The sequence below is a fragment of the Colwellia sp. F1 genome, assembly GCF_056238625.1.
The window spans coordinates 30,319-54,726 of the sequence record NZ_JBWDLI010000011.1 but is presented as its reverse complement, the minus strand read 5'-3'; the positions used below and the strand labels follow the sequence as shown (position 1 = coordinate 54,726).

19 protein-coding genes and 1 pseudogene are annotated in these 24,408 nt (G+C 40.4%); 10 read left to right on the top strand and 10 right to left on the bottom strand.

The genetic code is table 11. The annotated features are described in order from the left end of the window. Positions 1–78: 78 nt before the first annotated feature. A complete protein-coding gene (gene ahpF / locus AC0UA9_RS11765; RefSeq protein ID WP_475660290.1) occupies positions 79–1,644 on the top strand; it encodes an alkyl hydroperoxide reductase subunit F in 1,566 nt (521 codons plus the stop codon). A gap of 67 nt (positions 1,645–1,711) precedes the next feature. Here ahpF and AC0UA9_RS11760 read toward each other — a convergent pair whose 3' ends face one another. Next, positions 1,712–2,974, bottom strand: a complete 1,263-nt coding sequence (locus tag AC0UA9_RS11760; protein ID WP_475660289.1) for a mechanosensitive ion channel family protein — start codon at positions 2,972–2,974, stop codon at positions 1,712–1,714. A gap of 3 nt (positions 2,975–2,977) precedes the next feature. Continuing rightward, a complete protein-coding gene (locus tag AC0UA9_RS11755; protein WP_475660288.1) occupies positions 2,978–3,913 on the bottom strand; it encodes an acyltransferase in 936 nt (311 codons plus the stop codon). A 224-nt stretch (positions 3,914–4,137) separates the two neighbouring features. Between AC0UA9_RS11755 and proB the strand changes: the two are divergent. Further along, positions 4,138–5,241, top strand: a pseudogene (gene proB, locus AC0UA9_RS11750) (glutamate 5-kinase); the annotation flags it as partial. Between the two features lie 61 nt (positions 5,242–5,302). Continuing rightward, positions 5,303–6,559, top strand: a complete 1,257-nt coding sequence (locus AC0UA9_RS11745; protein WP_475660287.1) for a glutamate-5-semialdehyde dehydrogenase — start codon at positions 5,303–5,305, stop codon at positions 6,557–6,559. A gap of 86 nt (positions 6,560–6,645) precedes the next feature. On the opposite strand, the gene AC0UA9_RS11740 is transcribed toward AC0UA9_RS11745, so the two are convergent. After that, positions 6,646–7,038 carry a Fis family transcriptional regulator gene (locus tag AC0UA9_RS11740; protein WP_475660286.1) on the bottom strand — a complete coding sequence of 131 codons (393 nt, stop codon included), beginning with the start codon at positions 7,036–7,038 and terminating at the stop codon, positions 6,646–6,648. Positions 7,039–7,211: 173 nt separating this feature from the next. Here AC0UA9_RS11740 and yegD point away from each other — a divergent pair, with 173 nt between their 5' ends. Continuing rightward, positions 7,212–8,567, top strand: a complete 1,356-nt coding sequence (gene yegD, locus AC0UA9_RS11735; protein WP_475660285.1) for a molecular chaperone — start codon at positions 7,212–7,214, stop codon at positions 8,565–8,567. Positions 8,568–8,654: 87 nt separating this feature from the next. Here yegD and AC0UA9_RS11730 read toward each other — a convergent pair whose 3' ends face one another. Beyond that, complete coding sequence (locus AC0UA9_RS11730; RefSeq protein ID WP_475660284.1) at positions 8,655–9,113, bottom strand: NfeD family protein; 459 nt, start codon at positions 9,111–9,113, stop codon at positions 8,655–8,657. A 68-nt stretch (positions 9,114–9,181) separates the two neighbouring features. Next, complete coding sequence (locus AC0UA9_RS11725) at positions 9,182–10,159, bottom strand: SPFH domain-containing protein (RefSeq protein WP_475660283.1); 978 nt, start codon at positions 10,157–10,159, stop codon at positions 9,182–9,184. Positions 10,160–10,294: 135 nt separating this feature from the next. On the opposite strand from AC0UA9_RS11725, the gene AC0UA9_RS11720 reads away from it, so the two are divergent. After that, entirely contained in the window at positions 10,295–11,935 is a 1,641-nt protein-coding gene (locus AC0UA9_RS11720; protein WP_475660282.1) for a winged helix-turn-helix domain-containing protein, read from the top strand. Between the two features lie 130 nt (positions 11,936–12,065). Here the strand turns inward: AC0UA9_RS11720 and AC0UA9_RS11715 are convergent, their stop codons facing one another. The 4 genes from AC0UA9_RS11715 to ilvC all read right to left on the bottom strand — a co-directional run bounded on the left by AC0UA9_RS11715 (position 12,066) and on the right by ilvC (position 16,036). Then, the gene (locus tag AC0UA9_RS11715; protein WP_475660281.1) at positions 12,066–12,983 is read right to left on the bottom strand and encodes a glycoside hydrolase family 16 protein; all 918 of its coding nucleotides are present in this window, start codon (positions 12,981–12,983) and stop codon (positions 12,066–12,068) included. A 215-nt stretch (positions 12,984–13,198) separates the two neighbouring features. Continuing rightward, the gene (locus AC0UA9_RS11710) at positions 13,199–13,960 is read right to left on the bottom strand and encodes a sulfite exporter TauE/SafE family protein (protein WP_475660280.1); all 762 of its coding nucleotides are present in this window, start codon (positions 13,958–13,960) and stop codon (positions 13,199–13,201) included. A 12-nt stretch (positions 13,961–13,972) separates the two neighbouring features. Then, a complete protein-coding gene (ppnP, locus tag AC0UA9_RS11705; protein WP_475660279.1) occupies positions 13,973–14,290 on the bottom strand; it encodes a pyrimidine/purine nucleoside phosphorylase in 318 nt (105 codons plus the stop codon). 264 nt (positions 14,291–14,554) lie between these two features. Further along, positions 14,555–16,036: a ketol-acid reductoisomerase gene (gene ilvC / locus AC0UA9_RS11700; RefSeq protein WP_475660278.1), complete on the bottom strand. Its 1,482-nt coding sequence runs from the start codon at positions 16,034–16,036 to the stop codon at positions 14,555–14,557. A 191-nt stretch (positions 16,037–16,227) separates the two neighbouring features. Here ilvC and ilvY point away from each other — a divergent pair, with 191 nt between their 5' ends. Further along, the gene (gene ilvY / locus AC0UA9_RS11695; RefSeq protein WP_475660277.1) at positions 16,228–17,121 is read left to right on the top strand and encodes an HTH-type transcriptional activator IlvY; all 894 of its coding nucleotides are present in this window, start codon (positions 16,228–16,230) and stop codon (positions 17,119–17,121) included. A gap of 56 nt (positions 17,122–17,177) precedes the next feature. Here ilvY and AC0UA9_RS11690 read toward each other — a convergent pair whose 3' ends face one another. Next, complete coding sequence (locus AC0UA9_RS11690; protein WP_475660275.1) at positions 17,178–18,701, bottom strand: YifB family Mg chelatase-like AAA ATPase; 1,524 nt, start codon at positions 18,699–18,701, stop codon at positions 17,178–17,180. 519 nt (positions 18,702–19,220) lie between these two features. On the opposite strand from AC0UA9_RS11690, the gene ilvG reads away from it, so the two are divergent. The 4 genes from ilvG (at position 19,221) to ilvD (ending at position 24,264) form a co-directional block, all read left to right on the top strand. Beyond that, positions 19,221–20,885 carry an acetolactate synthase 2 catalytic subunit gene (ilvG, locus tag AC0UA9_RS11685; RefSeq protein ID WP_475660274.1) on the top strand — a complete coding sequence of 555 codons (1,665 nt, stop codon included), beginning with the start codon at positions 19,221–19,223 and terminating at the stop codon, positions 20,883–20,885. 1 nt (position 20,886) lies between these two features. Further along, on the top strand, positions 20,887–21,168 hold the full coding sequence (gene ilvM / locus AC0UA9_RS11680) for an acetolactate synthase 2 small subunit (protein WP_475660271.1): 282 nt from the start codon (positions 20,887–20,889) through the stop codon (positions 21,166–21,168). 89 nt (positions 21,169–21,257) lie between these two features. Beyond that, on the top strand, positions 21,258–22,184 hold the full coding sequence (locus AC0UA9_RS11675) for a branched-chain amino acid transaminase (protein ID WP_475660267.1): 927 nt from the start codon (positions 21,258–21,260) through the stop codon (positions 22,182–22,184). A gap of 220 nt (positions 22,185–22,404) precedes the next feature. Further along, positions 22,405–24,264: a dihydroxy-acid dehydratase gene (gene ilvD / locus AC0UA9_RS11670; protein ID WP_475660264.1), complete on the top strand. Its 1,860-nt coding sequence runs from the start codon at positions 22,405–22,407 to the stop codon at positions 24,262–24,264. Positions 24,265–24,408 lie beyond the last annotated feature (144 nt).

Below are 24,408 nucleotides of genomic sequence, written 5' to 3'. Positions count from 1 at the left end.
ATGTTAGGCGGGCACTGGGTTTCCCATTCCCGCTTTTTTTAAAGATTGTTCACTAGAATATTCAAATAAGGTAGCACTATGTTAAGCAACGACATTTTAAAGGCATTAAAAACATATACTCAAAATATGACTAACAAAGTGGCACTAGTTTTACAAACTGGTGAACATGATAAACGTCCCGAGTTAGTTAAATTTTTAACCCAATTATGCTCTATATCAGACAACTTAAGCCTAATTGAGCGTGATGACAACTTACGCAGCCCTATTACATTCTACTTAGCGGTAGATGATGTGAATAATGGTATTCATTTTTCAGGCATACCTAGCGGCCATGAGTTTAACTCATTAATTTTAGCGATATTGCATTCCTCAGGTACTGAGTTAAAGCTTGATAACACCCTAGCTAACATGATTAAAAAAATCAAAACGCCTTTGCATTTTGAAGTGTTTGTATCATTAAGCTGCCATAACTGTCCTGACGTGGTGCAGTCATTAAATCAGTTTGCTGTATTAACCCCTCACATCAGTAGTGAGATGATAGATGGCGGCTTATTTCAATCTTTGGTGAGCGAGCGTAACATTCAAGGAGTGCCAAGTGTCTACCTAAATGGTGAGTTATTCGCTAACGGTAAAATTGACACCGCGCAGTTAGTGGATAAGTTAATGCAACGTTTTCCTGAAATTGTTGGTAGAGACACTACAAAAGCCCTACCTTTACAAGACGTTACCGTTATTGGCGGTGGCCCAGCTGGTATTGCAGCAGCCATTTATTCAGCACGCAAAGGGTTAAATGTCACTATGATAGCTGACCGCATTGGTGGTCAAGTAAAGGATACTGTTGGTATAGAAAATTTAATTTCAGTCCCCAAAACAACAGGAAGTGAACTCACGGGTAATATGCAAACACATTTGAATGATTATGATGTTACCATTAAAGAATTTTTACGGGTAGATACCATTGAAACAGGCGATATTGACACTAAGTCGCCACATAAGCTACACCTTTCAAGCGGTGAGGTAATAGAAACAAAAACTATTATTCTGGCTACGGGTGCAAAATGGCGTGAACTTGGCGTACCTGGCGAGCAAGAAAATGTTGGCGCTGGTGTCGCTTATTGTCCACATTGTGACGGTCCTTTTTTTAAAGGCAAGGATGTGGCTGTCGTCGGTGGTGGCAACTCAGGTGTTGAAGCGGCTCTTGATTTAGCCGGCATGGTAAACCATGTAACCGTCTTTGAGTTTCTACCTCAGTTAAAAGCAGATCAAGTTTTAGTGGAGAAAGCACAGGCACATGAAAAAATTACCATAATTAAAAATGCGGCCACGAAAGAAGTATTGGCTGAAAATGGCAAGGTTGTCGCGCTTTCATATGAAGATAGAGCAACAGGTGAGATTAAACAACAAGCATTAGCGGGTATTTTTGTGCAGATAGGCTTATTACCTAATAGTGGTTTCTTAAAAGAGGTGGTTGAATTAACTCAGCACGGTGAAGTGGTCATTGATGAAAAGTGCCAAACCTCTACGCCAGGTATCTTTGCCGCAGGTGATGTAACCACCGTACCTTATAAGCAAATTATTATCGCAATGGGAGAAGGTTCAAAAGCGTCGCTATCCGCCTTTGACTATATCATTAGGGCTGCTTAACTCCTTACCCATCGAATAAAGCAAAAGAGGTGAATTAAACAATTCACCTCTTGTAGCTCGTCTGATTTTAAGCACTTTTATCTGTATTTACAGTACTCTTCCAGTCATGCCCGGTAGGGTTTTGAAATACCCGTAAATCAAAATGTGGTGCTATGGCAAATAAATGGTCAAAAACGTCTGCTTGAATACCTTCATAGACTTTCCAGTCTGTTGAATTAGCAAAGCAATACAACTCTAAAGGTAGGCCACTTTCAGTTGCTGGCAACTGCCGTACCATACAAGTTAAGTCGTTTCTAATACTAGTATTTTGATGTAAATACATTTCAATATAAGCGCGAAAAGTGCCAATATTGGTTAATTGTCGGGTATCTATTACATTCAAAGCACCCTCTTTATTTAGCGTATTATTTTCTTCTTCAAGCCTTTGTTTTTTGTCTGTTAAATAACTTTTTAACAAGCTTGTGCTGGCTAAAAAGTCTACTTTTTCTAAGGAATAAAAATCAATACTACTAATATCAATAATTAAGGTACGCTTAATCCTTCTTGCACCTGTGTGGTACATATTACGCCAGTTTTTAAATGAATCACTAATTAAGGCATAAGTAGGAACTGTGGTAATCGTTTTATCAAAGTTTTGTACTTTCACCGTATTTAAACCAATTTCAATTACATCTCCGTCTGCGCCATATTTAGGCAGCTCGATCCAGTCACCTGCTACTACCATTTTATTAGCTGAAATTTGAATACTAGCAACTAAGCCCTTGATGGTATCTTGAAACACTAAGATTAACACGGCGGTTAACGCCCCCAAACCACTCAGCAAATAAACAGGTGAGCGGTCTATAATTAAAGCGATAATTACAATAGTACAGACTAAGTAAACCACGAGTTTAATTACTTGCACAATGGAATTAAGCGGTAGGTATTTTTGTTTCGCTGTTTCGTCATACAAGGTTTTACTCATATTAAGAACAGAGCTAATACTACGCGCAACCTGAAATGTAAGGAATACTTTAGACAACAATAGCAATAAATCAGCAAACAAGTATTCTTCAGGAAAGAAATATGGCGTTAAAAATAGAATAACAACAAAAGGCAATAATAGAGTAACACGCGTTAACACGTGGTGTTCTATTAAGGCATCATCCCAAGTATTTTTTGTTTTAACAATTAGCTTATGCGCTATACGAAGCACTTGATTTTTAGCAATATAATACACAATAGTAGCAACAGAAATGATAGTCAGCATAGCGACAGCTGTAACACTCATCTCAATGTATTTATTACTAATTCCTTGATCTAATAACCAAGCAGTAATCAACTCATTCATATATTATCCTTGATTAATGTTAGTTTTTTCATTACCTAAATGCTTTGTTGCATCGGTTTTCATTTTTTCAAGCCGCGCATCCTTCTCATGCCAAAATTGTGTTAACCACTTTTGAAAAGCAATTTTATGCGCTCTGTCATTGCTGTAATCACCGCTAAGTTCTTGGTCTATTTCACGGGTATGAATTTCTAGATGAACTCTTTTCACTCGGCCACAAAGAAAGTCCCAAAAACTCGGTATGCCATCTGGGTAATAAATAGTGACATCCACAAGAGTCGTTAAGTGTTCTCCCATCGCATCAAGTACAAAAGCAACACCACCCGCTTTAGGTTTAAGTAAGTGATTAAAAGGTGAGTTTTGTTTATCATGCTTTAGTTGCGTAAAGCGAGTACCTTCAATAAAACTCATAACGCTAACAGGCTTATATTTAAACTTTTCACAGGCTTTACGCGTAGTATCTAAGTCTGTACCGCGCAAATGTGGATTTTTTTTCAAAAATGCTTGGCTATAACGCTTCATAAAAGGGAAGTCTAACGCCCACCACGCCAAACCTAGAATAGGCACATACATTAATTCTTTTTTTAGGAAGAATTTTAAAAAAGGTATTTTTCCATGCAACACTCTTTGCAGTACCACAATATCCACCCAGCTTTGGTGATTCGCTAACACTAAGTACCAATCTTTTGTATTGAGTTCATCTAAACCGGTTACTTGCAGCTGCATTTTCGTAAATAGTTTTTGGTTAACTGTGTTAACAGCTACCCAATTACTGGCCATTAAGTCTAATAAATAGCTGAAAAGCTTTTGGGAAAAGCCTAAAGGTATCAATGCTTTAAAAAGTGAAAAAACCACAATTGGGATAACCCAAAAAAGCGTATTTAGGGTGTAAAAACTAAAAGACAAAAGCGCTAACAGGGGGGTAGGTAAAAAATTAAACATTTTAAAGGTAATTTACTATTTAAATAAAAGAAAAATTATCCATATTTAATCATGCTTTAGCTATTAATTGTATTTTTTAATTGATTTATAGACAGAAGATGTACTTAATTGCTACTTTTAAACAGAATAACGTCGCAGCTTATCAATGGTTTTTGGCTATATAAGTTGAATGACTACCGTGTTTTCATCATAATAGACGACAGGAAATAATAACAGGAGGAAAAATGAATTTTAACCGTGCTGTAATTAAAGTCGGTAGTGCCTTAGTAGCCCCAACACAGTCGGGTTGCAGCGGAAAGTACCTTTTAGCCATTGCGCAATTCATCACTAAGTGCCATCAACAAGGTAAAGAAGTGATTCTAGTTTCTTCAGGCGGCGTCGCTGCCGGACGTAGTATAATCCGCCATGGTAGTCCTGAATTATCCCCGTCAGTGAAAAAGGCTATGTCGAGTGTTGGGCAAATGCAAATGATGGCAAACTGGCAACGTTTTTTTGATATACCTTGCAGCCAAATATTAATCACACAAGATGATTTAGAAGATCGAGAACGCTATATTTCAATCAGAGATACCATTCAAATCCAGTTAGAAAATGGCATTATTCCTATTGTTAATGAAAACGACACTGTAACCACTGAAGACCTAAAAGTGGGTGATAATGACAACCTTTCGGCTCTTGTAGCACAAGTGTGCGAAGCCGACAGCCTCTTTATTTTAAGTGATATTGACGGTGTCTTCACTAAAGACCCTAACGTGCATGATGATGCGGTACTCATTCCTGTCATCGATGAAATTACCGATGAAATATATGCTATGGCTGGCATCAGCCGTAACCATTTGTCTACTGGTGGCATGAAAACTAAAATAGAAGCCGCTGAGAAAGCTACTGAGCATGGTATTAACACTTACATTCTTAATGGCACAAAAAGTGAAGTGTTTAGCTCTTTAATTAGACAGGTAAACCCTGGTACACGCTTCTCTGCTGATCAAAACACCATTAGAGCTAAAAAACACTGGCTTAAACACACAGTAAAAAGTCAGGGTAGAATCACTTTAGATAAAGGCGCGGTTAATGCGCTGCTCAACAAAGGTGCTTCGTTATTGCCTATTGGTATCAAGTCTGTTGCTAAAAAATTCGATGTTGGTGACTGTGTCGACATCATTGACCAACAAACTAAAACCATTATCGCCAAAGGTATTACGCAATATAGCAACAAAGAATTAAAGCGTATAAAAGGCAAACACAGTGATGAAATTAAACTTATCTTAGGGCACGAAGAAGGTGATGTTGTTATACATCGCGATGACATGGTTGTTATAGAACAAAACATTGAAGTTAAACCTGCCAAAGTGGCCCCAAAGCGTAAAGAAGAAAAAGGAAGCGAACCCAATGCAACAATTTAATATGGCAACAATGGCTGCTAACGCCAAGCTCGCTAGCCGAGCTGCTGCCCAGTTAACAACAATAGAGAAAAATGCACTGTTAAACGCAATAGCCGATGCTATTGAAGCCAATAGTGCTGAAATTATTCTAGAGAATAGTAAAGACATTGAGGCAGGCCGAGCTAAAGGTTTAGCGGAAGCTATGCTTGATAGGCTTTTACTCACCGAGCAAGGTATTAAAGATATCAGTAGCGCTATTCGTGAAATAGTCGCCTTAACCGATCCTGTTGGTGACATTGCCAAACTAGCCTTACGTCCCAATGGCATGCAAGTAGGGAAAATGCGTATACCTTTAGGTGTAATCGCCATGATTTACGAAGCTCGTCCAAACGTAACAGCCGAAGCTGCTGCACTTTGTATAAAATCGGGTAACGGCGTTATCCTTCGTGGTGGCTCTGAGGCAATTCACTCTAATTTAGCCTTAGCAAACTGTTTACATAAAGTATTAACCGAGCATGGCGTAGATAAAAATATTGTTAGCGTTATTCCTGATACCAGTCGCGGCGTTATTGAAGAGCTATTAAAACAAAGTGAAACCATTGATTTAGTTATCCCTCGTGGTGGTGAAGGCTTAATTCGTTATGTTACTGAAAATAGCCGCATTCCAGTTATCCAGCACTTTAAAGGGGTTTGTCATTTATTTATTGATAAATTCGCTGATTTAAACAAAGCGGTTAATATCTTGGTTAATGGTAAAACCCAACGACCAAGTGCCTGTAACGCACTAGAAACTGTTTTGGTACATAGTGATATCGCCGAGCAGTTTTTACCGATAGCAGCTAAGGCTCTCGCCAATGCTGCCAATGTGAAAGTACATGCGTGTGAAAATAGCCTAAGTTATTTTGATAGCGCAGAAAAAGCAACCAACGATGACTATCATGCTGAGTATTTAGCACAAGAAATTGCTGTTAAAGTTATTGCCAGCTATGATGATGCGGTTGCGCACATTAATGAGTTTACTTCGGATCATACCGAAGTTATTGTCACGCAAGATACGTCGCGCTCACAACGCTTTATTCGTCAAATCAACTCTTCGGTAGTGATGATCAATGCCTCGTCAAGGTTCTCCGACGGAAACCAGTTAGGTCTTGGCTCAGAAATTGGTATTTCTACCAGTAAACTGCATGCGTACGGTCCTATGGGGCTTGAGTCATTAACCACTGAAAAATTTGTGGTCTATGGTGACGGGCAAATTAGAGCGTAATACTCTACCTGCTATTTATTAAGCTTGTTGTACAGGTAATTAATTGTTAATTACCTGCTAATCAAAGCTTAGATTTAATAATAAACCTAATGCAGCCTTCTTGTTGCATTAGGTTTTTGTTTTATCTTCGACAGTGCTAATCGTTTTGGCCATGCCCCTTGATGCTGTTTTAAACAGGCTTCTTCGCTATCAAGGTGTATTTGTTGTTTGGCTTTTTTCACCACAACGCCCGCCTTCAATAATTGTTTCACAACCTCATTACGTAATAACGTGTCCTGCCCTTGTTGCTTTACCGCTTCAATATCAGCTTCTGTTTCAAAAACACAAGTAATCACTAAACTGGCAGGAAAGTTGGTGTAACTTGCTCTATGTGTTAACCAAGTAAACCCTGGAATAACCGACAATAATGACTCACAAGCCAGGGTTAGTGCCTGACAAATGTTATGATCAATTTTTTGGCTCGTTTTATTCAATTTCATCTTAATCGCTACCTTTAAACCCTCGCATTCCTGCTATCATTTTTTAATACCATTATTATTATGCTAAGCCCCTACTTTAACCTATTGCGCCCCTTGTACCTAAGACATTATCTCAGTATGCTATGCGGCCATTTTTAATCACGACAATACCCAACAGGTATAAAAGGTAGTCAATGATAGGTTTTGATTACGGCACATCTAATTGCAGTGTTGCTGTTATGAATAATGGTCAACCCGCCATAGTGCCTCTTTTGAAAAATAACACAATAGCGTCTAATTTATACGCCCCCGATCGTGACGTGATTGTGCACTGGTTAGCGCAACAATTAACAGGTGAGCAACAGCGTAGTTTTCAAACTCAACGTCAAGTGCAGTTACAAAAAAGCCAAAGAGCCCTACGAGAGCTAGCTTTTGATGGTATTGATAGTAACTTAGTTTTCGGTACACCAGCACTTGAGAAATACTTAGAAGACCCTGAAGAAGGCTATTATATAAAATCACCGAAATCCTTCCTTGGAGCCAGTGGTCTAGCCCCCGCACAAATACAGTTATTTGAAGATATTGTTGCCGCCATGATGAGCAATGTTAAACGCTTAACAGAAGCCACCTTAGGCCGAGAAGTTACCCAAACCGTTATTGGTCGACCAATAAACTTTCAAGGTTTACATGGTCAAGAGAGCAACCAACAGGCAATTACAGTACTTACGAATGCGGCTAAACGCATAGGTTTTAAAGACGTTGAGTTTCAATTCGAACCGGTTGCTGCCGGCTTTGAGTTTGAAGCTAGCTTAAGTAAAGAAACTCGAGTTTTAGTGGTTGATATTGGCGGCGGTACCAGCGACTGCTCTATGTTATTAATGGGGCCTGAATTAAGCAACACTAATGACCGTGCCAAGCACTTACTTGCTCATAGTGGTGTGCGTATTGCGGGTAATGATTTTGATATTCAACTCGCTTTACAAGGCATTATGCCTAGCTTAGGTATGAACAGTTTACTAAAAACAGGTAAGCCTATACCTAGCAGCAGCTTTTACCAGGCATTAGCCATTAATAACATTAATGAGCAAACAGCATTTTATAGTGCTCAACATAGGCGCGAATTAGTGCAGTTATCGCGCGATGCAAAAGAAACCGCTATCGTTGAGCGCTTAATAACCGTGCATGATCACAAACTCAGTTACCAATTAGTAAACGCAGCAGAGCAAGCTAAAATAGCTTTATCAGAGCAAGCAAAACACACAATTAATTTAGATGATATTCGCAATGGTTTAAGTGCTGAGGTTAACAAAGAAACCTTGCGCTTTGCCAACAAACGCACCTTGGCAAGCATTGGTGATTTAATGCAAGCGGCGGTCAAACAAGCACAATGCCAACCTGAGGTGATATTTGTTACGGGCGGCACCGCTAAGTCACCCGTGTTAAGTGAGTTTATTCAACAACAAATACCTAATGTTCCTGTTGTTGTGGGTGATCACTTTGGCAGTGTAACGTCGGGCTTAGCACGTTGGGCAGAAAAAATTTATCAATAAACAGTTGGCACGCCCCAGCTTTTTATCAAAGTAACAGCAAGTTAAAAAAGGTAAACACTTCGTTTTAACTTGCACTACGCACTGTGCTTATCGTGCTTTTACCAGCATAATATTACCCGTTATAGCAACAATTTCACAACGACCTTTATCATTGATCTGTGGTGCGCGCTCGTCAAACAAACGTGCTTGCCAATTAATCCCCGAATAACGAATAGTACCACTTGTCGTAGAAATGTTCGCACTGGCGAACACTTCCAAGCCAACCATATCACTTGCGGTATCTTTCTTACTTGTTGAGTTTTGAAATTGCCTTAATGGCTTCCATAAAGCTAACGTAATTAACCCCGACAATAACCCTACCGTTAACATTTCACTTTGCCAGCCACTCACCAGCCCTAAACTCACAAAAATCCCTGTACCTAAACTGGCAAGGGCAAAAAATAATAACGGCCCACTTAGCCCCATAATACTGAGTTCAATGACAAGGCTGATACCCGCAATTAAAAACCATAACTGCGCAGAGTTTTCTATAAAGTATTCCATCATACGCCTACCTAGTGCCTTTATTTTTATCTATAAATAGCCAAGCTACCTCAAGGTGCTTGGTCTAGATGTTAGCTTGGTATCTTCAAACTACTTGAAACAGCAATCGCTTGAGCAACGGTATTAGCAATATTATCGCCTGTTTTACCATCGGTTAAAACTACAGTGCTTTCATGGGCAATCGCTTGGTGCGCGGTAATTGCTTCTTTCGCCAATGTTAACGTTACAGCTGCTTGGCCTTGCTCAGTATCAGCTACATTACCGATTACCGCTAATGCACTAGCGTCGGCCTCTGCCACCAAGCGAATAGCCTCAGCTTTACCCGCAGCCATCAGCACTTGTGACTCTTTCGATGCTTCTGCAGCTAATACTTGCTCTGCTTTGGCAGCTTCAGCGTCTAATACTCTGGCTTGTTTATTACCTTCAGCTTCGGTAATTGCTGCCGTTTTTACTCCTTGCGCCGTTAGTATTACCGAACGTTTTTCACGTTCTGCGGTCATTTGTTTTTCCATATCTTCGCGAATGGTTTGCGGTGGTGTAATATCTTTAATTTCGTAGCGAGTAACCATGACCCCCCAAGGCGCTGTTGCTTCTGTCATCGCAATTAAAATTTGCGCATTAATCGCATCGCGATTTTGAAAACACTCATCCAATTCCATTGAGCCAATTGCATTTCGCATTGTTGTCATCGCCAATTGCGTCACTGAAAGTTTATAATCCGTAATGTTATTCGTTGCCGCCGCTGCATCCGTCACTTTCATAAACAGAATGCCGTCTATGTCTAGGGTGATATTATCTTTGGTTATTGCGGGTTGAGAGGTGATTTCTAGTGATTGTTCTTTCAGGTTACGATCAGCCGCAACCGTTTGTATAAAGGGAATAATAAAACTTAAGCCAGCAGGCAGTGTTTTACTGTATTTACCTAAGGTATAAATAACATAACCACGGTTTTGTGGCACAAAATATATGCCTTTTTTTAAGGTGTATAAAATAACAATAGTAAGCCATAAAGCAGGGCTAGTGATAAAACCTTCAACAATATTTTCCATCAGTGAACTTTCCTTAATTTAGTCTTATTTACAATCATAAGGTAATTAAGGGGTAGCGCAAGTATTAAGTTGTACCCTCTTAGAAAGTAAGCCAAAATAATACCTATATTTTTCTTGTTAGCCCGCTATCCGCTCATGCATTTTTATTATATCAGCCCCTCCCAGGGTAACATTGAACTTAACCTAACCGCGGGTTTTGCCATCAAAGCAGGGAAGAAGATAAATATTCGCGCAAAAACTTTATTGGTATTGAGACATCTGATAAACCATAAAGATCAAATTGTCACCAAACAATCGCTACTAAAAGACATTTGGTATGATGTCATAGTACAAGAACAAGTATTGGTTCAATCAATTAAAGAAATACGTGACTTATTAGGAAGTAACGTAGTAAAAACTTACCCACGTCAGGGCTACCAATGGGTTGCAGAGTTAGTTGTTATACCAAGCAAACCACGAACTCAAATACTCTCTAAAAAATGGCTTTATGGCGTCAGATTTTTAATCCTATTGTTACTGCTAAGCGCCTTTTTATTTTATACAGATACGTTTGATACACATAAAGAACATAAAGGTAGCTTTAGCGTTACTTTTTTACCCGTAGAAAATGCAATGCCTGATGATATTCATGATTGGATACCCTTAACAGGAAGAGATTATTTAAGCCAACGTTTACAACAGCAAAGCCAGTTACACGTGGTAAGTAAACAAACATTGCTCAACTTATTTGATACAGAAAAAATTAACACTATCACCAAAACACAACAGATTGTCGCTTTACGTGAGAAGTTAAAGACAGATCTCATCGTGCAAACCCGTTTATTAGGTTTTCCACAAGACTTTCAATTGCATTACACTTTATACCTCCCACACAATATTGAGCGCGGCATTGAGTTTGCTAACTCGGCCGAAAAAGCATTTGAACAATTAGTTGAAAAAATAGCGCAACGTTTTAGCCAGTTTACGCCAAACAAAGTGCAAACTTACCAAAATGATTTTAGTAGTGAAGCTTTCGCACGTGGTATAGATTTTTATTTACAACGCAATTATGAACAAGCCATTATATTTTTCAACTCTGCGCTAAGTAGTAATGGCTCTTTACTTGTGGCGCGTCGCTACTTGGCTGCGAGTTATATTAATCATGGTGATATTGAGCCAGGCATCAACCTGATGAAGACTAACATTAAGCAAGCACAAGATAAAAATGCTCACCGTGAAGAAATTCGAAGTAACTTAATGATTGGCGTATTATTACTGAATAGACAACAAGGTGGTCAAACGAATAGCAGCAACCTAGCCGAAGCAGAATATTATATCCAACAAGCAAAAGGTTTAGCAGAGCGACATCAAGATAAGCTTTTTATTGCTTATACCCATGAAGAACTCGCTAAAGTAAAGCGCTTGCAGCAACAATATTCACAGGCAATTTTGCTCTTAAATGTCGCCCTAAAAAAACACCAAGAATTCCGTGGGAGTTATGGGCAAACGAATACATTAATAGAATTAGCCCGTGTTGCCAGCGCCCAAAATAACAAACAACTAGCTGACAATTATTTTGCGCAAGCAACCGCTATTGCTAACAAAAATGGCGTCGCTACCAATAAAATTAATATCTTGCTTGCCAAAGCAACACTACAGCAAAAATACGGACACAAAGAGCAGGTAAATAAAAGCGTGCAACAAGCAAATGAAATAGCCATACAAGCGAATAACAAGGCGCTAAAGGCCAAAGTAGCCGCATGGCTTATGAATAATGGTAGCTATGAAATTAACTAACTGAGACTCAGTTTAATCATTTTTTATTACAATTTTCCGCTATTCACCAAGTGAGATAACGCTAAATTATCTTCTGCTGAGTCTCTCACTTGATGAATATCACTGAGATAGCACAATACTTTAATTGCTCTTACAACCCGCAATAGCTATCAAGCTTAGGTTGCCAATGTGGCACCGTATCTTTTTGCTTAATATGGCTAGCGCGCAGCTTACTCACCTCTTTTAAGACCTGCTCCTGCGCTAACGATTTATTGGCATTAAAATAGACCCAATCGACCTCTTGATGATATTGACGTGGCTCAGTACTATCAAGTACAGCTTCAGGGATAAACCAGAGATTAAAATTCAACGACATCGCCACTTCAGGGTAAACATCACTACCATGTTGCGAAAACAAATGGCCATTAATATAGTACTTTATTTTATTATCAAACACTTGCAATACAAGCGTATTCCAACCTTGTAAACTTTTCACATAGGTATCAAAGGCATTCACTTTTGTCCACGGCTCTAATTGGAATGTTTCCCAAGAAGTAGAAAAGAGTACATTTTCTTTTTCGCCCCAACCACCATTTGCTAAATATTCAAAATCCATTTCGCTATAGTTTTTATCCATAGGAGACTCGAGTGGGCTAATAGTATAGAAGGTTTCTACTATACCGTCGCCATCAGGGCCAAAGTCTGGTTGGTCATTAAAATAAACGCGAGCAGCATAAGTACCTTCCAAATACTTACGTTGATGACAAATTTGTGTGTGACGCGTATTTTCAGCACTGCCATCTGTTTTAGATGTTAACCGCATTACCGTATTACTAGAATTACTTTGATCAACATGAAAACTAATGCCCTCAGACCACCAAGTGGCGTTTTTAATACCAGGGTGGCCGGCCTGAGTGCGCGGCACCCAACCATTTTTTTGTGCATCTGCGAGTGTTTTATAGCTAAAGTCATCAAACATAACTTGATCAGACGCCATAGCGAAAACAGGGGTTGTCAATAAAAGTGCACTGCTTATCACTAAGCGATGCAAGGTACTTTGAACTGTCATTATTATTTAATTCCTTAAGGGTTAATGGTAATTAACTGCGCTTAAACTCACCATTGTTTATGGTGGTTTTGATACGCTAAACCACTAAAACAGCCCCCCGCATCGATTACTAATTAAATAATATGAAAAATGCGTTTTTTACAAATTAAATTTTATTAAAGCCTGTAAGATTGTTACTTACAGGCTAATTACTGCCATAGATTAGACTACTTAACTTATTGAAAATAAGCTGCTGCACTAGCAAAAACGGTCATCACTAATACCATAATTTTTAAAGTCCTTGCTTTCACCTCTACGGCAAATTTAACAGCCACTTGCGCACCAGCAATACTGCCCACACCCAGTAATAAACCAGGCAACCAAGCAACCTGGTCTCTAAAAATAAAAACCACCAAAGAAATGCCGGTAAAAATAACGGTTGCCACAACTTTCATGGCATTGGCACGTAATAAATCATAGTTTAATACCCCCACAAACGCGGCAATTAAGACAAAGCCAACCCCTGCTTGGATAAAACCACCATAAAAACCTGCGCCAAAAGTTGCTAACAGTGTTAACGTGCTGTCGTAACAGCTTTTTCTTTTGCTGCTATCCTCGGGTTTAGTGTCACTTTTAAAAATCACCCATAAAGACACCACAATCATGGTGCCAAGCAATAAAGGCTTAAGTAATTCAACACTAAGGTATGACGCGGTTACCGCGCCCGCCAACCCGCCAGCGAGTAACGGTACAAAGCTATCTTTAACGGCAGCAGCGTCAACCTTGCCATGGCCATGAAAACCACGTGCTGCGGTTAGCGACTGCATTAACACACTGACTCTATTAGTGGCATTAGCAACATCTGCAGGTAAACCTGTCATCATCAGTGCTGGCAGCGACAAGTTAGATCCCCCACCTGCAAACGTGTTAATGACACCTGCCAGTACCCCGATAACAATGAGAATAACGACCTGAGAAAAATCAACGGTATTAAGCATGATTTGTTCTCATTACTCGCTGATGTAGTTACAACAATAATCAATAATGGTTTTAGCTTTTATTTCAAACTCGCTATTGGCAGGCACATAAAAAGATTCTCCACCTTTAATGTTTTGCCACTCGCTACTGCCTGGTAATAATATTTCACAATCACCTGCGGTGATTTCCATTAATTCTTTTTCAGCGGTAGCAAATTTATAGTCTCCTGGCATCATAATGCCTAATGTTTTAAAGCTACCGTCAGCAAAGGTGATTTTTCGGCTAGTGACTTTACCGTCAAAATACACATTAGCGGCTTTGGTTATGGTGATATTGGTAAATTCTGTCATTTTGTATCCTATCAAGTTGAGGGTTATCTCATTTTAGTATTATGCTTTCATACAGTATTTACATACTGTGTCTTAGCGTTTCGCTAGTAATAAAAAACGGCATTAACTTATTAAAAATTAAATGCCGTTTCTAATTATTCAACCTATTAAAAGGCATAGTTTATTTAAAGGCAATCGCGTTTTGTTTTCTTTCTCGTTGTCAGTGCAAACAAGTTCCCGCTTACAATCACAACGTTTAATGCCGTTTGCCTAACTTAATACAAATTAGTTCGCTTCAACGATTTTTTTCATATCAGTCATGTAGCCACGTAATTCCTTACCAATTAATTCAACACCATGGCTGCGAATGGCTTCGTTCACTTCAATTAAGCGTACGTTATCTACGCCGTTTGATGGCTCAGTAATACCGCCACCTAACTCTTCTAGCGTTAACTTACTAGTAAACTCAGCTAATAAAGGTACTGCTGCATGAGTAAATAAATAGTTACCGTATTCTGCTGTATCTGAAATTACTACGTTCATTTCGTATAGTTTGTTACGTGCAATACAGTTGGCAATTAATGGTGTTTCATGTAAAGACTCGTAGTACGCAGACTCTTCAATAATACCCGCTTCAACCATTGCTTCAAACGCTAGCTCAACACCGGCTTTGATCATTGCAACCACAAAGATACCTTTGTCGTAATATTCTTGTTCTGTGATTTCTGTATCACAATCAGGGGCTAACTCAAACGAAGTGTCTGCGGTTTCTGCACGCCATTTCAATAAGTTGGCATCGTCATTTGCCCAGTCAGCCATCATAGTTTCTGAGAAACGACCTTCAATGATGTCATCCATGTGCTTTTCAAATAATGGGCGTAAAATAACTTTTAATTCTTCAGACATATCAAACGCTTTAATTTTAGCTGGGTTTGATAATCGGTCCATCATGTTAGTGATACCACCGTGTTTTAAACCTTCTGTTGTCGTTTCTAAGCCGTATTGTAGTAATTTACGTGCGTAGCCTGCGTCAACACCTTGCTCTACTAATTGCTTATGACCTAAAACAGCTGCAGTTTGCAACATGCCACACAAAATAGTTTGCTCACCCATTAAGTCTGACTTAACTTCAGCAATAAACGAAGACTCAAGTACACCTGCTCTGTCACCACCTGTAGCACTTGCGTATGCTTTAGCAATAGCTAAGCCATTACCCTGTGGGTCATTTTCTGGGTGAACAGCAATAAGCGTTGGTACACCAAAACCACGTTTGTATTCTTCACGCACTTCCGTACCTGGACATTTTGGCGCAACCATTACCACAGTAATGTCTGGACGAATTTGCATGCCTTCTTCAACAATATTAAAACCGTGTGAGTAAGCTAAGGTAGAGCCTTGCTTCATGTATGGCATAACAGCAGTTACTGCAGAAGTATGTTGTTTGTCAGGCGTTAAGTTTAGTACTAAATCAGCTTGTGGAATTAATTCCTCGTAAGTACCCACAGTAAAACCGTTTTCAGTAGCCCACTGCCAAGACTGACGCTTTGAAGCAATCGCGGCATCACGTAAAGCATAAGATATATTTAAACCAGAATCACGCATGTTTAAACCTTGGTTTAAACCTTGTGCACCACAACCAACAATAACAATGTTCCAATCTTTAATGAAGTTACACCCATCACTAAATTCTTCACGGTTCATAAAACGACACTTGCCTAATTGGGCAAGTTTTTCACGTAAGCTTAAGGTATTAAAATAGTTGCTCATGATCTTTCCTATAAATATTGCTAAATGAAGTACAAACTACCAAGCATTATCTGCATCAGTAATTATTAAGTTGCCTAAAGCATAACCTAAAAGCGCTGTTGCACAAAATGATATATTTGCATCTATATGTTTCATTTTGTGCAACAAAGGCTGTATATTAATACTACTTTATAAATTTTTTAAGGGTAAAGATGGAACAAAAAGCATTAGCCATGTTTGTGCACTTAAGCCAAACATTACATTTTGGTAAAACAGCGTTAGCCTTTCATGTTAGCCCTTCAACATTAAGCCGGGTGATTCAGCGCTTAGAGCAAGAGGTTAATAGCGACTTACTCCATCGAGATAACCGCAGCGTGGCGCTAACCGCTGCAGGAAAAAAGTTTAAACAGTATGCCGAGCAACAATTGGAGCAATGGCAATCTTTTAAAGATTCTTTAGATGAAAAAAAGACACTGTTAACGGGCAAGCTGCATATTTACTGTTCAGTAACTGCTGCCTATAGCCATTTGCCACCACTACTTGAGCGTTTTCGTAACCAACACCCCTTAGTTGAAATTATGCTAACCACAGGCGATGCTGCCGACGGGGTAGAGTTAGTACAAAATAAAGCTGTTGATTTTGCCATAGCCGCCTACCCTGACAACTTACCCCGCAGTGTTTATTTTCACCACCTTGCGACTATTCCTTTGGCAGTTATTGCACCTACGATGCAATGTCGTGTCTTGCAACTGTTGAAGATTGGCCAGCAACAAAACACCACAATAATGTGGTCTGAGGTACCCATTATTCTGCCTGAGCACGGTGCTGCGCGTAAGCGCTTTGAGTATTGGTATCGAAAAAAACAACAAGGTAAGGCTAATATATACGCCACGGTTTCAGGCCATGAGGCTTTAGTGAGCATGGTGGCACTCGGTTGCGGGGTAGGCATAGTGCCTAAAGTAGTCGTTGAAAATAGCCCGATAAAAGAGCGGGTGCAATACCTAGCCGATGTCGGTGAAATAGAGCCATTTGACCTAGGCGTATGTTGCTTAAACCAAACACGAAGTCAACCGCTGATAAAAGCGTTTTTCTCTTCCATTAGTTAGCTTGCGCTTAACTTAACGCAACGGTGGCAAGTGCGCCACAAGAAGCAAAAAATTAACTACACAGCTACCGAGTTGGTTAAATGGCGTAACAGTCTATCCATTGCTCTGTACGACAATGCTTCTGTAATGTGCTCATGGTTGATCTTATCCTCGCCTTCCATATCTGCTAGCGTACGCGCTATTTTTAAAATTTTATGATGCGCACGCGTTGAAAGCCCTAGCTTCTCAACGGCCACTTCAAGAAACTCATTATCAGATGCTGGCAACTGACAAAAACGCTTCAATTCACTCGTGCCAAGGTGTGCGTTGGCTTTACCCTGGCGTGCTAATTGTTTTTCTCGACACGCCTGCACGCGCTGTTGCACAACAACACTGCCTTCGTTCATCTCTGTGTCACCTGCCCAAGTACCGCGAGGCAAACGTGCTACCTCTATTTGAATATCTATGCGATCTAAAAAAGGCCCTGATAGGCGGTTCAAATAACGCAACACTTGCTCCGGCGTGCTACGGTTGTCATTATAAAAACCAGTTGGGCTGGGGTTCATGGCAGCAATAAGTTGAAAGCGCGCAGGAAAACTTTGTTTGTGCATAGCGCGCGAGATAGTCACCTCGCCTGACTCCATAGGTTCGCGCAAGACATCAAGCACTTTACGCTCAAATTCAGGTAGTTCATCAAGAAACAATACGCCATTGTGTGCTAACGAAATTTCACCGGGTTGTGGCTGCCCACCACCACCAACCAAGGCAGCCGACGAAGCGGTATGGTGGGGCGCACGAAAGGGACGAGTTAACCACGACTTGGCACTAATGCGTTGATTACTTATTGATTGAATAGCAGCAACTTCTAATGCCTCATGTTCAGTCATTCTAGGCAAAATACCGGCTAACCTACTCGCCAGCATGGTTTTTCCTGTGCCGGGTGGGCCAATAAAAAGTAAATTGTGGTTACCAGACGCTGCAATTTCTAATGCACGCTTAGCGAGGGGTTGACCAATAACATCACTAATATCTAGTGTATTAATATCACTAAATTGCTCAAGTGCTTTTTCTTCCACTAAAGGTAACACCACTTGTCGAGCAAAATGAGGATAAAGCTGATTTAAGTGGTCAACAGCATGAATTTTAGCTTCTTTAACCCAGCTTGCTTGCTCACTGTTTTGCCTAGGAATAATTAAAGTTCTTTTACTTTCACAACACGACATCGCCATAGGGATCTCACCTATTATAGCCCTTAACTCACCTGACAAGGCTAATTCGCCGGCAAATTCATATTGCGCCAAGTCAACTTGCGGTATTTGCTCAGACGCAGCCAAAATGCCCACAGCAATGGGTAAATCAAAGCGCCCCCCTTCTTTGGGTAAGTCGGCTGGTGCAAGATTAATCGTGATTCTTTTTGCGGGGAACTCATAGCCGCAGTTAATGATGGCGCTACGCACCCTGTCTTTTGACTCTTTAACAGAGGTTTCGGGCAAACCAACAATATGAAAAGCCGGTAAGCCATTGGCAAGGTGTACTTCAACGGTAACCAGAGGTGACTCTAAACCAACGCGGGCTCGACTAAAAACACAAGCAAGTGACATAATAATTCCTTTTATTTAATACTTTTATACTCTAGTGTAGGCGGGTATTTATTATAATACCATTAAGTCCATTACGTTATCTCCCACAGAGGAAAACTGAAAGCCTGAGCGGCACAGCTTGGTCATGCCAAACCAAGCCTCATTACTTATTGAACGCGACAACAGTATTTTAGCAAAAAACTAGGAAAAAGCTTGCCTCAAGTATGCGAGCTATGGTACTAATTAGTGTATAGAAACTGTGCATAGAAATTTGTAATAAAAATTCATAATAAATACATAAATCGTCAGTCTTTAACTAAATTATCTTTATATTTCACTTAAAAAAAAGTACACTTAACCTTAATGCAACTCTTTAACTTAATTATTATCAATGTACTCGTCGTGGTGATTAAATCATCTCGGGGGTTTTCGTTGAGCTAAAGAAAGGCAAACAGAAATATAAACCCTCGCTTCGCAAGAATCGAGGGTTTTGTGTTTCTAGGGAAAAATTTAAAAACATTAAACAACTTTGGAACTATCATGACTGACAGCAAACCGTTAACTGGCGGCGGATTACTATTTAACGTACTAGAACAACACGGCGTAAGCCATGTTTTTGGCTACCCTGGCGGCGCTATCATGCCTATTTATGATGCTTTATACGACAGCAATGTTCAGCATTTTCTTTGCCGACACGAGCAAGGCGCGGCATTTTCTGCAGTAGGTTACGCACGCGCTTCAGGTAAAATCGGTGTTTGTATGGCAACCTCTGGCCCAGGCGCAACTAACCTAATCACCGGTCTTGCTGACGCCCTTGCTGACTCCATTCCCTTGATTGCCATTACAGGTCAAGTACCTACAGCAGCCATGGGTAGCGACGCTTTTCAAGAAACTGATATTTTTGGTTTATCATTAGCCTGTACTAAGCACTCATTCCAAGTTGCCCATGTAGATGAATTAGAAAAAGTATTACATCAAGCTTTTGAAATTGCCTTAGAAGGCAGACAAGGGCCAGTACTTGTCGACATACCAAAAGATGTGCAAATGGCTGCCGTAGTACAAAACTTTACCGTAAGTGCACCGCTTAAAAATAAAGTAGAATTACCACTTGCAGATATTAGTAAAGCGCTTGATTTACTTAAAAATGCCAAACAACCCATTTTATATGTGGGTGGCGGTGTAGGTATGGCGAATGCCATTGACGAAGTCAGAGCCTTTGCTAGCGAAACAGGTATGCCCGCTGTGTCCACGCTAAAAGGCTTAGGCGCATTAGATACTACCAGCGAAAACTATATAGGCATGTTAGGTATGCACGGCACTAAAGCCGCCAACTTAGCTGTGCATGACTGTGACTTACTTATTGCTGTTGGTGCTCGTTTTGATGACAGGGTTACCGGCAAGCTAGATCAGTTTGCACCTGAAGCAAAAGTTATTCATTTTGATATTGATACTGCCGAAATTAATAAACGCAGAGCAGCAGATGCGCCTATATTAGGTGATTTAAAAGCAAACCTGCCCTTGTTGACTATGCCACTGAACATTGAAAAGTGGCAAGCAAAAGTTCAGCAAATGAAAATAGATTGCGCTTGGCGTTACGACCACCCTGGTGAGAATATTTTTGCCCCTGCAGTATTGAAAGAAATCAGTGATTTAATGCCGAAAAACACCTGTGTAACAACGGACGTTGGCCAACACCAAATGTGGGCAGCTCAGCACATGGAATTTGACGATCCCTGTAATTTCTTAACCAGTGGCAGCATGGGGACTATGGGCTTTGGTTTACCCGCGGCCATAGGTGCGCAAATTAGTCGCCCACACGACACCGTGATAACCGTGTCTGGTGATGGCTCAATCATGATGAATATACAAGAATTAGCGACCATTAAGCGCTACCAAATTCCGGTAAAAATTCTACTTATCGACAATGCAAAATTAGGCATGGTCCGCCAATGGCAAGACCTCTTTTTTGAAGGTCGATTAAGTGAAACCGATTTAGCTGACAACCCTGATTTTTGCATGCTATCTAATGCTTTTGATATTAAAGCTAAACAAATAACACGTAAAAGTGAAGTCACCGAGGCTATCAACGAAATGCTAGATCACGACGGTCCTTACTTTTTACAAGTAAAAATTGACGCCCAAGATAATGTATGGCCTTTGGTACCACCAAATAGTGCTAACAATGAGATGATGGAGAGCACTTAATATGAGTACCTTACCCTTGAATGATTACACATTAATTATCATGACCGACGATAAACAGGTTGTTCTTGAACGTATTTTACAAGTTACCCGTTACCGTGGTTTTTTAATAGATGGCATTACAGCCAGTGTTAATAACACCAATAATATCGCGACTATTGAACTATTAGTCAGTAGTGATCGCCCTATTACACTTTTAGTTGATCAAATTAATAAACTGGTCGACATCAAGAGTGTCAAGGTAGACAATAACGCATCGCAGCTAGCTGACGATGCAAAAGCATAGTGCACCATATAAATTAATTGTTTAACGGGCTTTATTTCAATAAAAATAAAGCCAGTGTAAATGAAGTCACAGACAACATAGGAAAGATAATGGCGAAAGTAAATGCAGATCTAATTTGGTTCAACGGTGAACTCATGCCGTGGAAAAATGCCACCGTTCATGTAATGAGTCACGCTTTGCATTATGGCTCATCTGTCTTTGAAGGTATTCGCGCATACGATACTCACCAAGGTACATGTATTTTTCGTTTAAAAGAGCACATAGAACGTTTATTTGATTCTGCTAAAATTTACCGCATGAATATTCCTTATACGGTAGAAGAAGTAATGCAAGCCTGTAAAGATTCAGTAAAAGATAACGATTTAAAAGCGGCTTACTTACGCCCTTTAGCCTTTTTAGGTGATGTAGGTATGGGATTACGCCCACCAACTGATGCTACCGCTGATTTAATGATTGCTGCGTTTAGCTGGGAAGCCTATTTAGGGGCCGATGCGATTGAAAATGGCGTAGACGTTGGTGTTTCAACCTGGAACAGGTTAGCACCTAACACTATGCCAACAGCAGCTAAGGCCGGTGGTAACTACCTTTCTTCACAGTTAATTTCAATGGAAGCAGGTCGCCATGGTTACACTGAAGGTATTGCACTAGACGTGAATAACCAAGTGAGTGAAGGCGCTGGCCAAAACCTATTTTTAGTGCGTAATGGTATTATCTTTACCCCACCAGGAACCGCATCAATTTTACAAGGGTTAACCCGTGATACTGTTTTTGTACTCGCGAAACAATTAGGTTATGAAGTACGTGAAGAAACCATTGCTCGTGAAGGCTTATACCTAGCAGACGAGTTTTTTATGACCGGCACAGCCACTGAAGTTGTCCCAGTAAAATCTGTTGATGGTATTCCCGTAGGTACAGGCTCACGCGGCCCTGTTACCAAAGCAATTCAAGATGCTTTTTTTGGTATTTTCAATGGTACTACTGAAATACCAGACAACTGGTTAGATCCAGTAAAATAGACGCCTCCTTAACATTTCAGCAACGCTAAAAGTGCTTACTGGCTTAGGCCAGCATAGCGCTTTCGCTTTGCTGAAAAGGCAAAACATAAAGCTGTGACTACTGATATCAAAACAAAGTTATATTTTGAAAGCCTACACCTTACAATGCTGCCCAATGCACACTAACTGAATTGGCTGTCAAAATACAATTTTTCATACTTTTCAAACGGAATACAACACCATGCCTAAATTAAGATCCGCAACTTCTACTCAAGGCCGTAATATGGCCGGTGCTCGAGCCCTATGGCGTGCAACTGGCATGACCGATGGCGACTTTGGCAAACCCATTATTGCCGTTGTCAACTCATTTACCCAGTTTGTACCAGGCCATGTTCACTTAAAAGATATGGGGCAATTAGTCGCAGGCGCCATTGAAGAAGCCGGCGGTGTTGCGAAAGAATTTAACACCATTGCTGTCGATGACGGTATCGCCATGGGCCACTCAGGCATGCTTTACAGCCTACCCTCTCGTGATTTAATTGCCGACTCTGTCGAGTATATGGTTAACGCACATTGCGCCGATGCCATGGTGTGTATTTCTAACTGTGACAAAATCACCCCAGGCATGATGATGGCAGCAATGCGCCTTAACATCCCTGTTATTTTTGTTTCAGGTGGTCCAATGGAAGCCGGTAAAACAACGCTTTCAGATCAAATTATTAAACTCGACTTAGTCGACGCTATGCTGCAAGGCGCTGATCCTGAGGTGAGTAATGAACAAAGTGATGAGGTAGAGCGCTCTGCTTGCCCTACTTGTGGCTCATGCTCAGGTATGTTTACTGCCAACTCAATGAACTGCTTAGCAGAAGCATTAGGCTTAGCATTACCGGGCAATGGCTCTATGCTAGCAACACATGCAGACCGAAAAAATATATTTTTAAATGCTGGTAAACAAATTGTTGAATTAACCAAGCGTTATTACCAAGACAACGACGACAGTGCATTACCACGCAACATCGCGAATAAAGCTTCATTCTCTAATGCCATGTGTTTAGATATTGCTATGGGCGGCTCAACGAATACTATTTTACATTTACTTGCTATCGCACAAGAAGCGGAAATTGATTACACCATGGAAGACATGGATCAATTATCACGTGTGGTACCACAACTTTGTAAAGTAGCGCCATCAACACCTGAATACCACATGGAAGATGTTCATCGTGCAGGTGGTGTGATTGCCATTTTAGGTGAACTAGCCCGTGCTAAGTTACTCACTACCGATGTACCCAACGTATTAGGTAGTACTTTAGCTGACGTAATTGCCAAATACGACATTACCGTAACTGATGACGAAGAGGTTAAAAAATTCTACCGCGCTGGCCCTGCGGGTATTCGCACCACCAAAGCTTTTAGTCAAGATTGCCGCTGGGATACGTTAGACGATGACAGAGCCAACGGTTGTATTCGTAGTATTGATAATGCTTTTTCAACTGAAGGTGGTTTAGCCGTTTTATCTGGTAATATTGCTGTTGATGGCTGTGTCGTAAAAACTGCTGGCGTTGATGATGAAAACTTAACCTTTACCGGCCCAGCCCATATTTTTGAAAGCCAAGATGCGGCAGTAGCCGGTATTTTAGCGAAGGATGTCGTGGCTGGTGAAGTAGTTGTTATTCGCTATGAAGGGCCTAAAGGCGGGCCTGGCATGCAAGAAATGCTTTACCCCACCACTTACTTAAAATCTATGGGGCTAGGTAAGGCCTGTGCATTATTAACTGATGGTCGTTTCTCAGGTGGTACTTCAGGCTTATCCATTGGCCATGTTTCACCAGAAGCAGCTGATGGCGGCACTATTGCACTTATTGAGCAAGGCGATATTATTCATATTGATATCCCTACACGTAAAATTACCTTACAAGTCAGCGATGAAGTCATAGCACAGCGTAAAGCAGCGATGTTAGCTAAAGGTAAAGACGCATGGAAGCCTAAAGACAGAGTTCGCCCAATTAGCTACGCATTGAAAAACTACGCTATGCTGGCTACTAGCGCAGATAAAGGCGCAGTACGAAATAGAGCATTATTAGACGGTTTAGTAGAATAGTCGTTTTTCATGAAAAATACGCGCTCTATCATAGTAAAGCCACTAGCGCAGATAAAGGCGCAGTACGAAATAGCGCATTATTAGACGGTTTAGTAGAATAGTCGTTTTTCATGAAAAATACGCGCTCTATCATAGTAAAGCCAC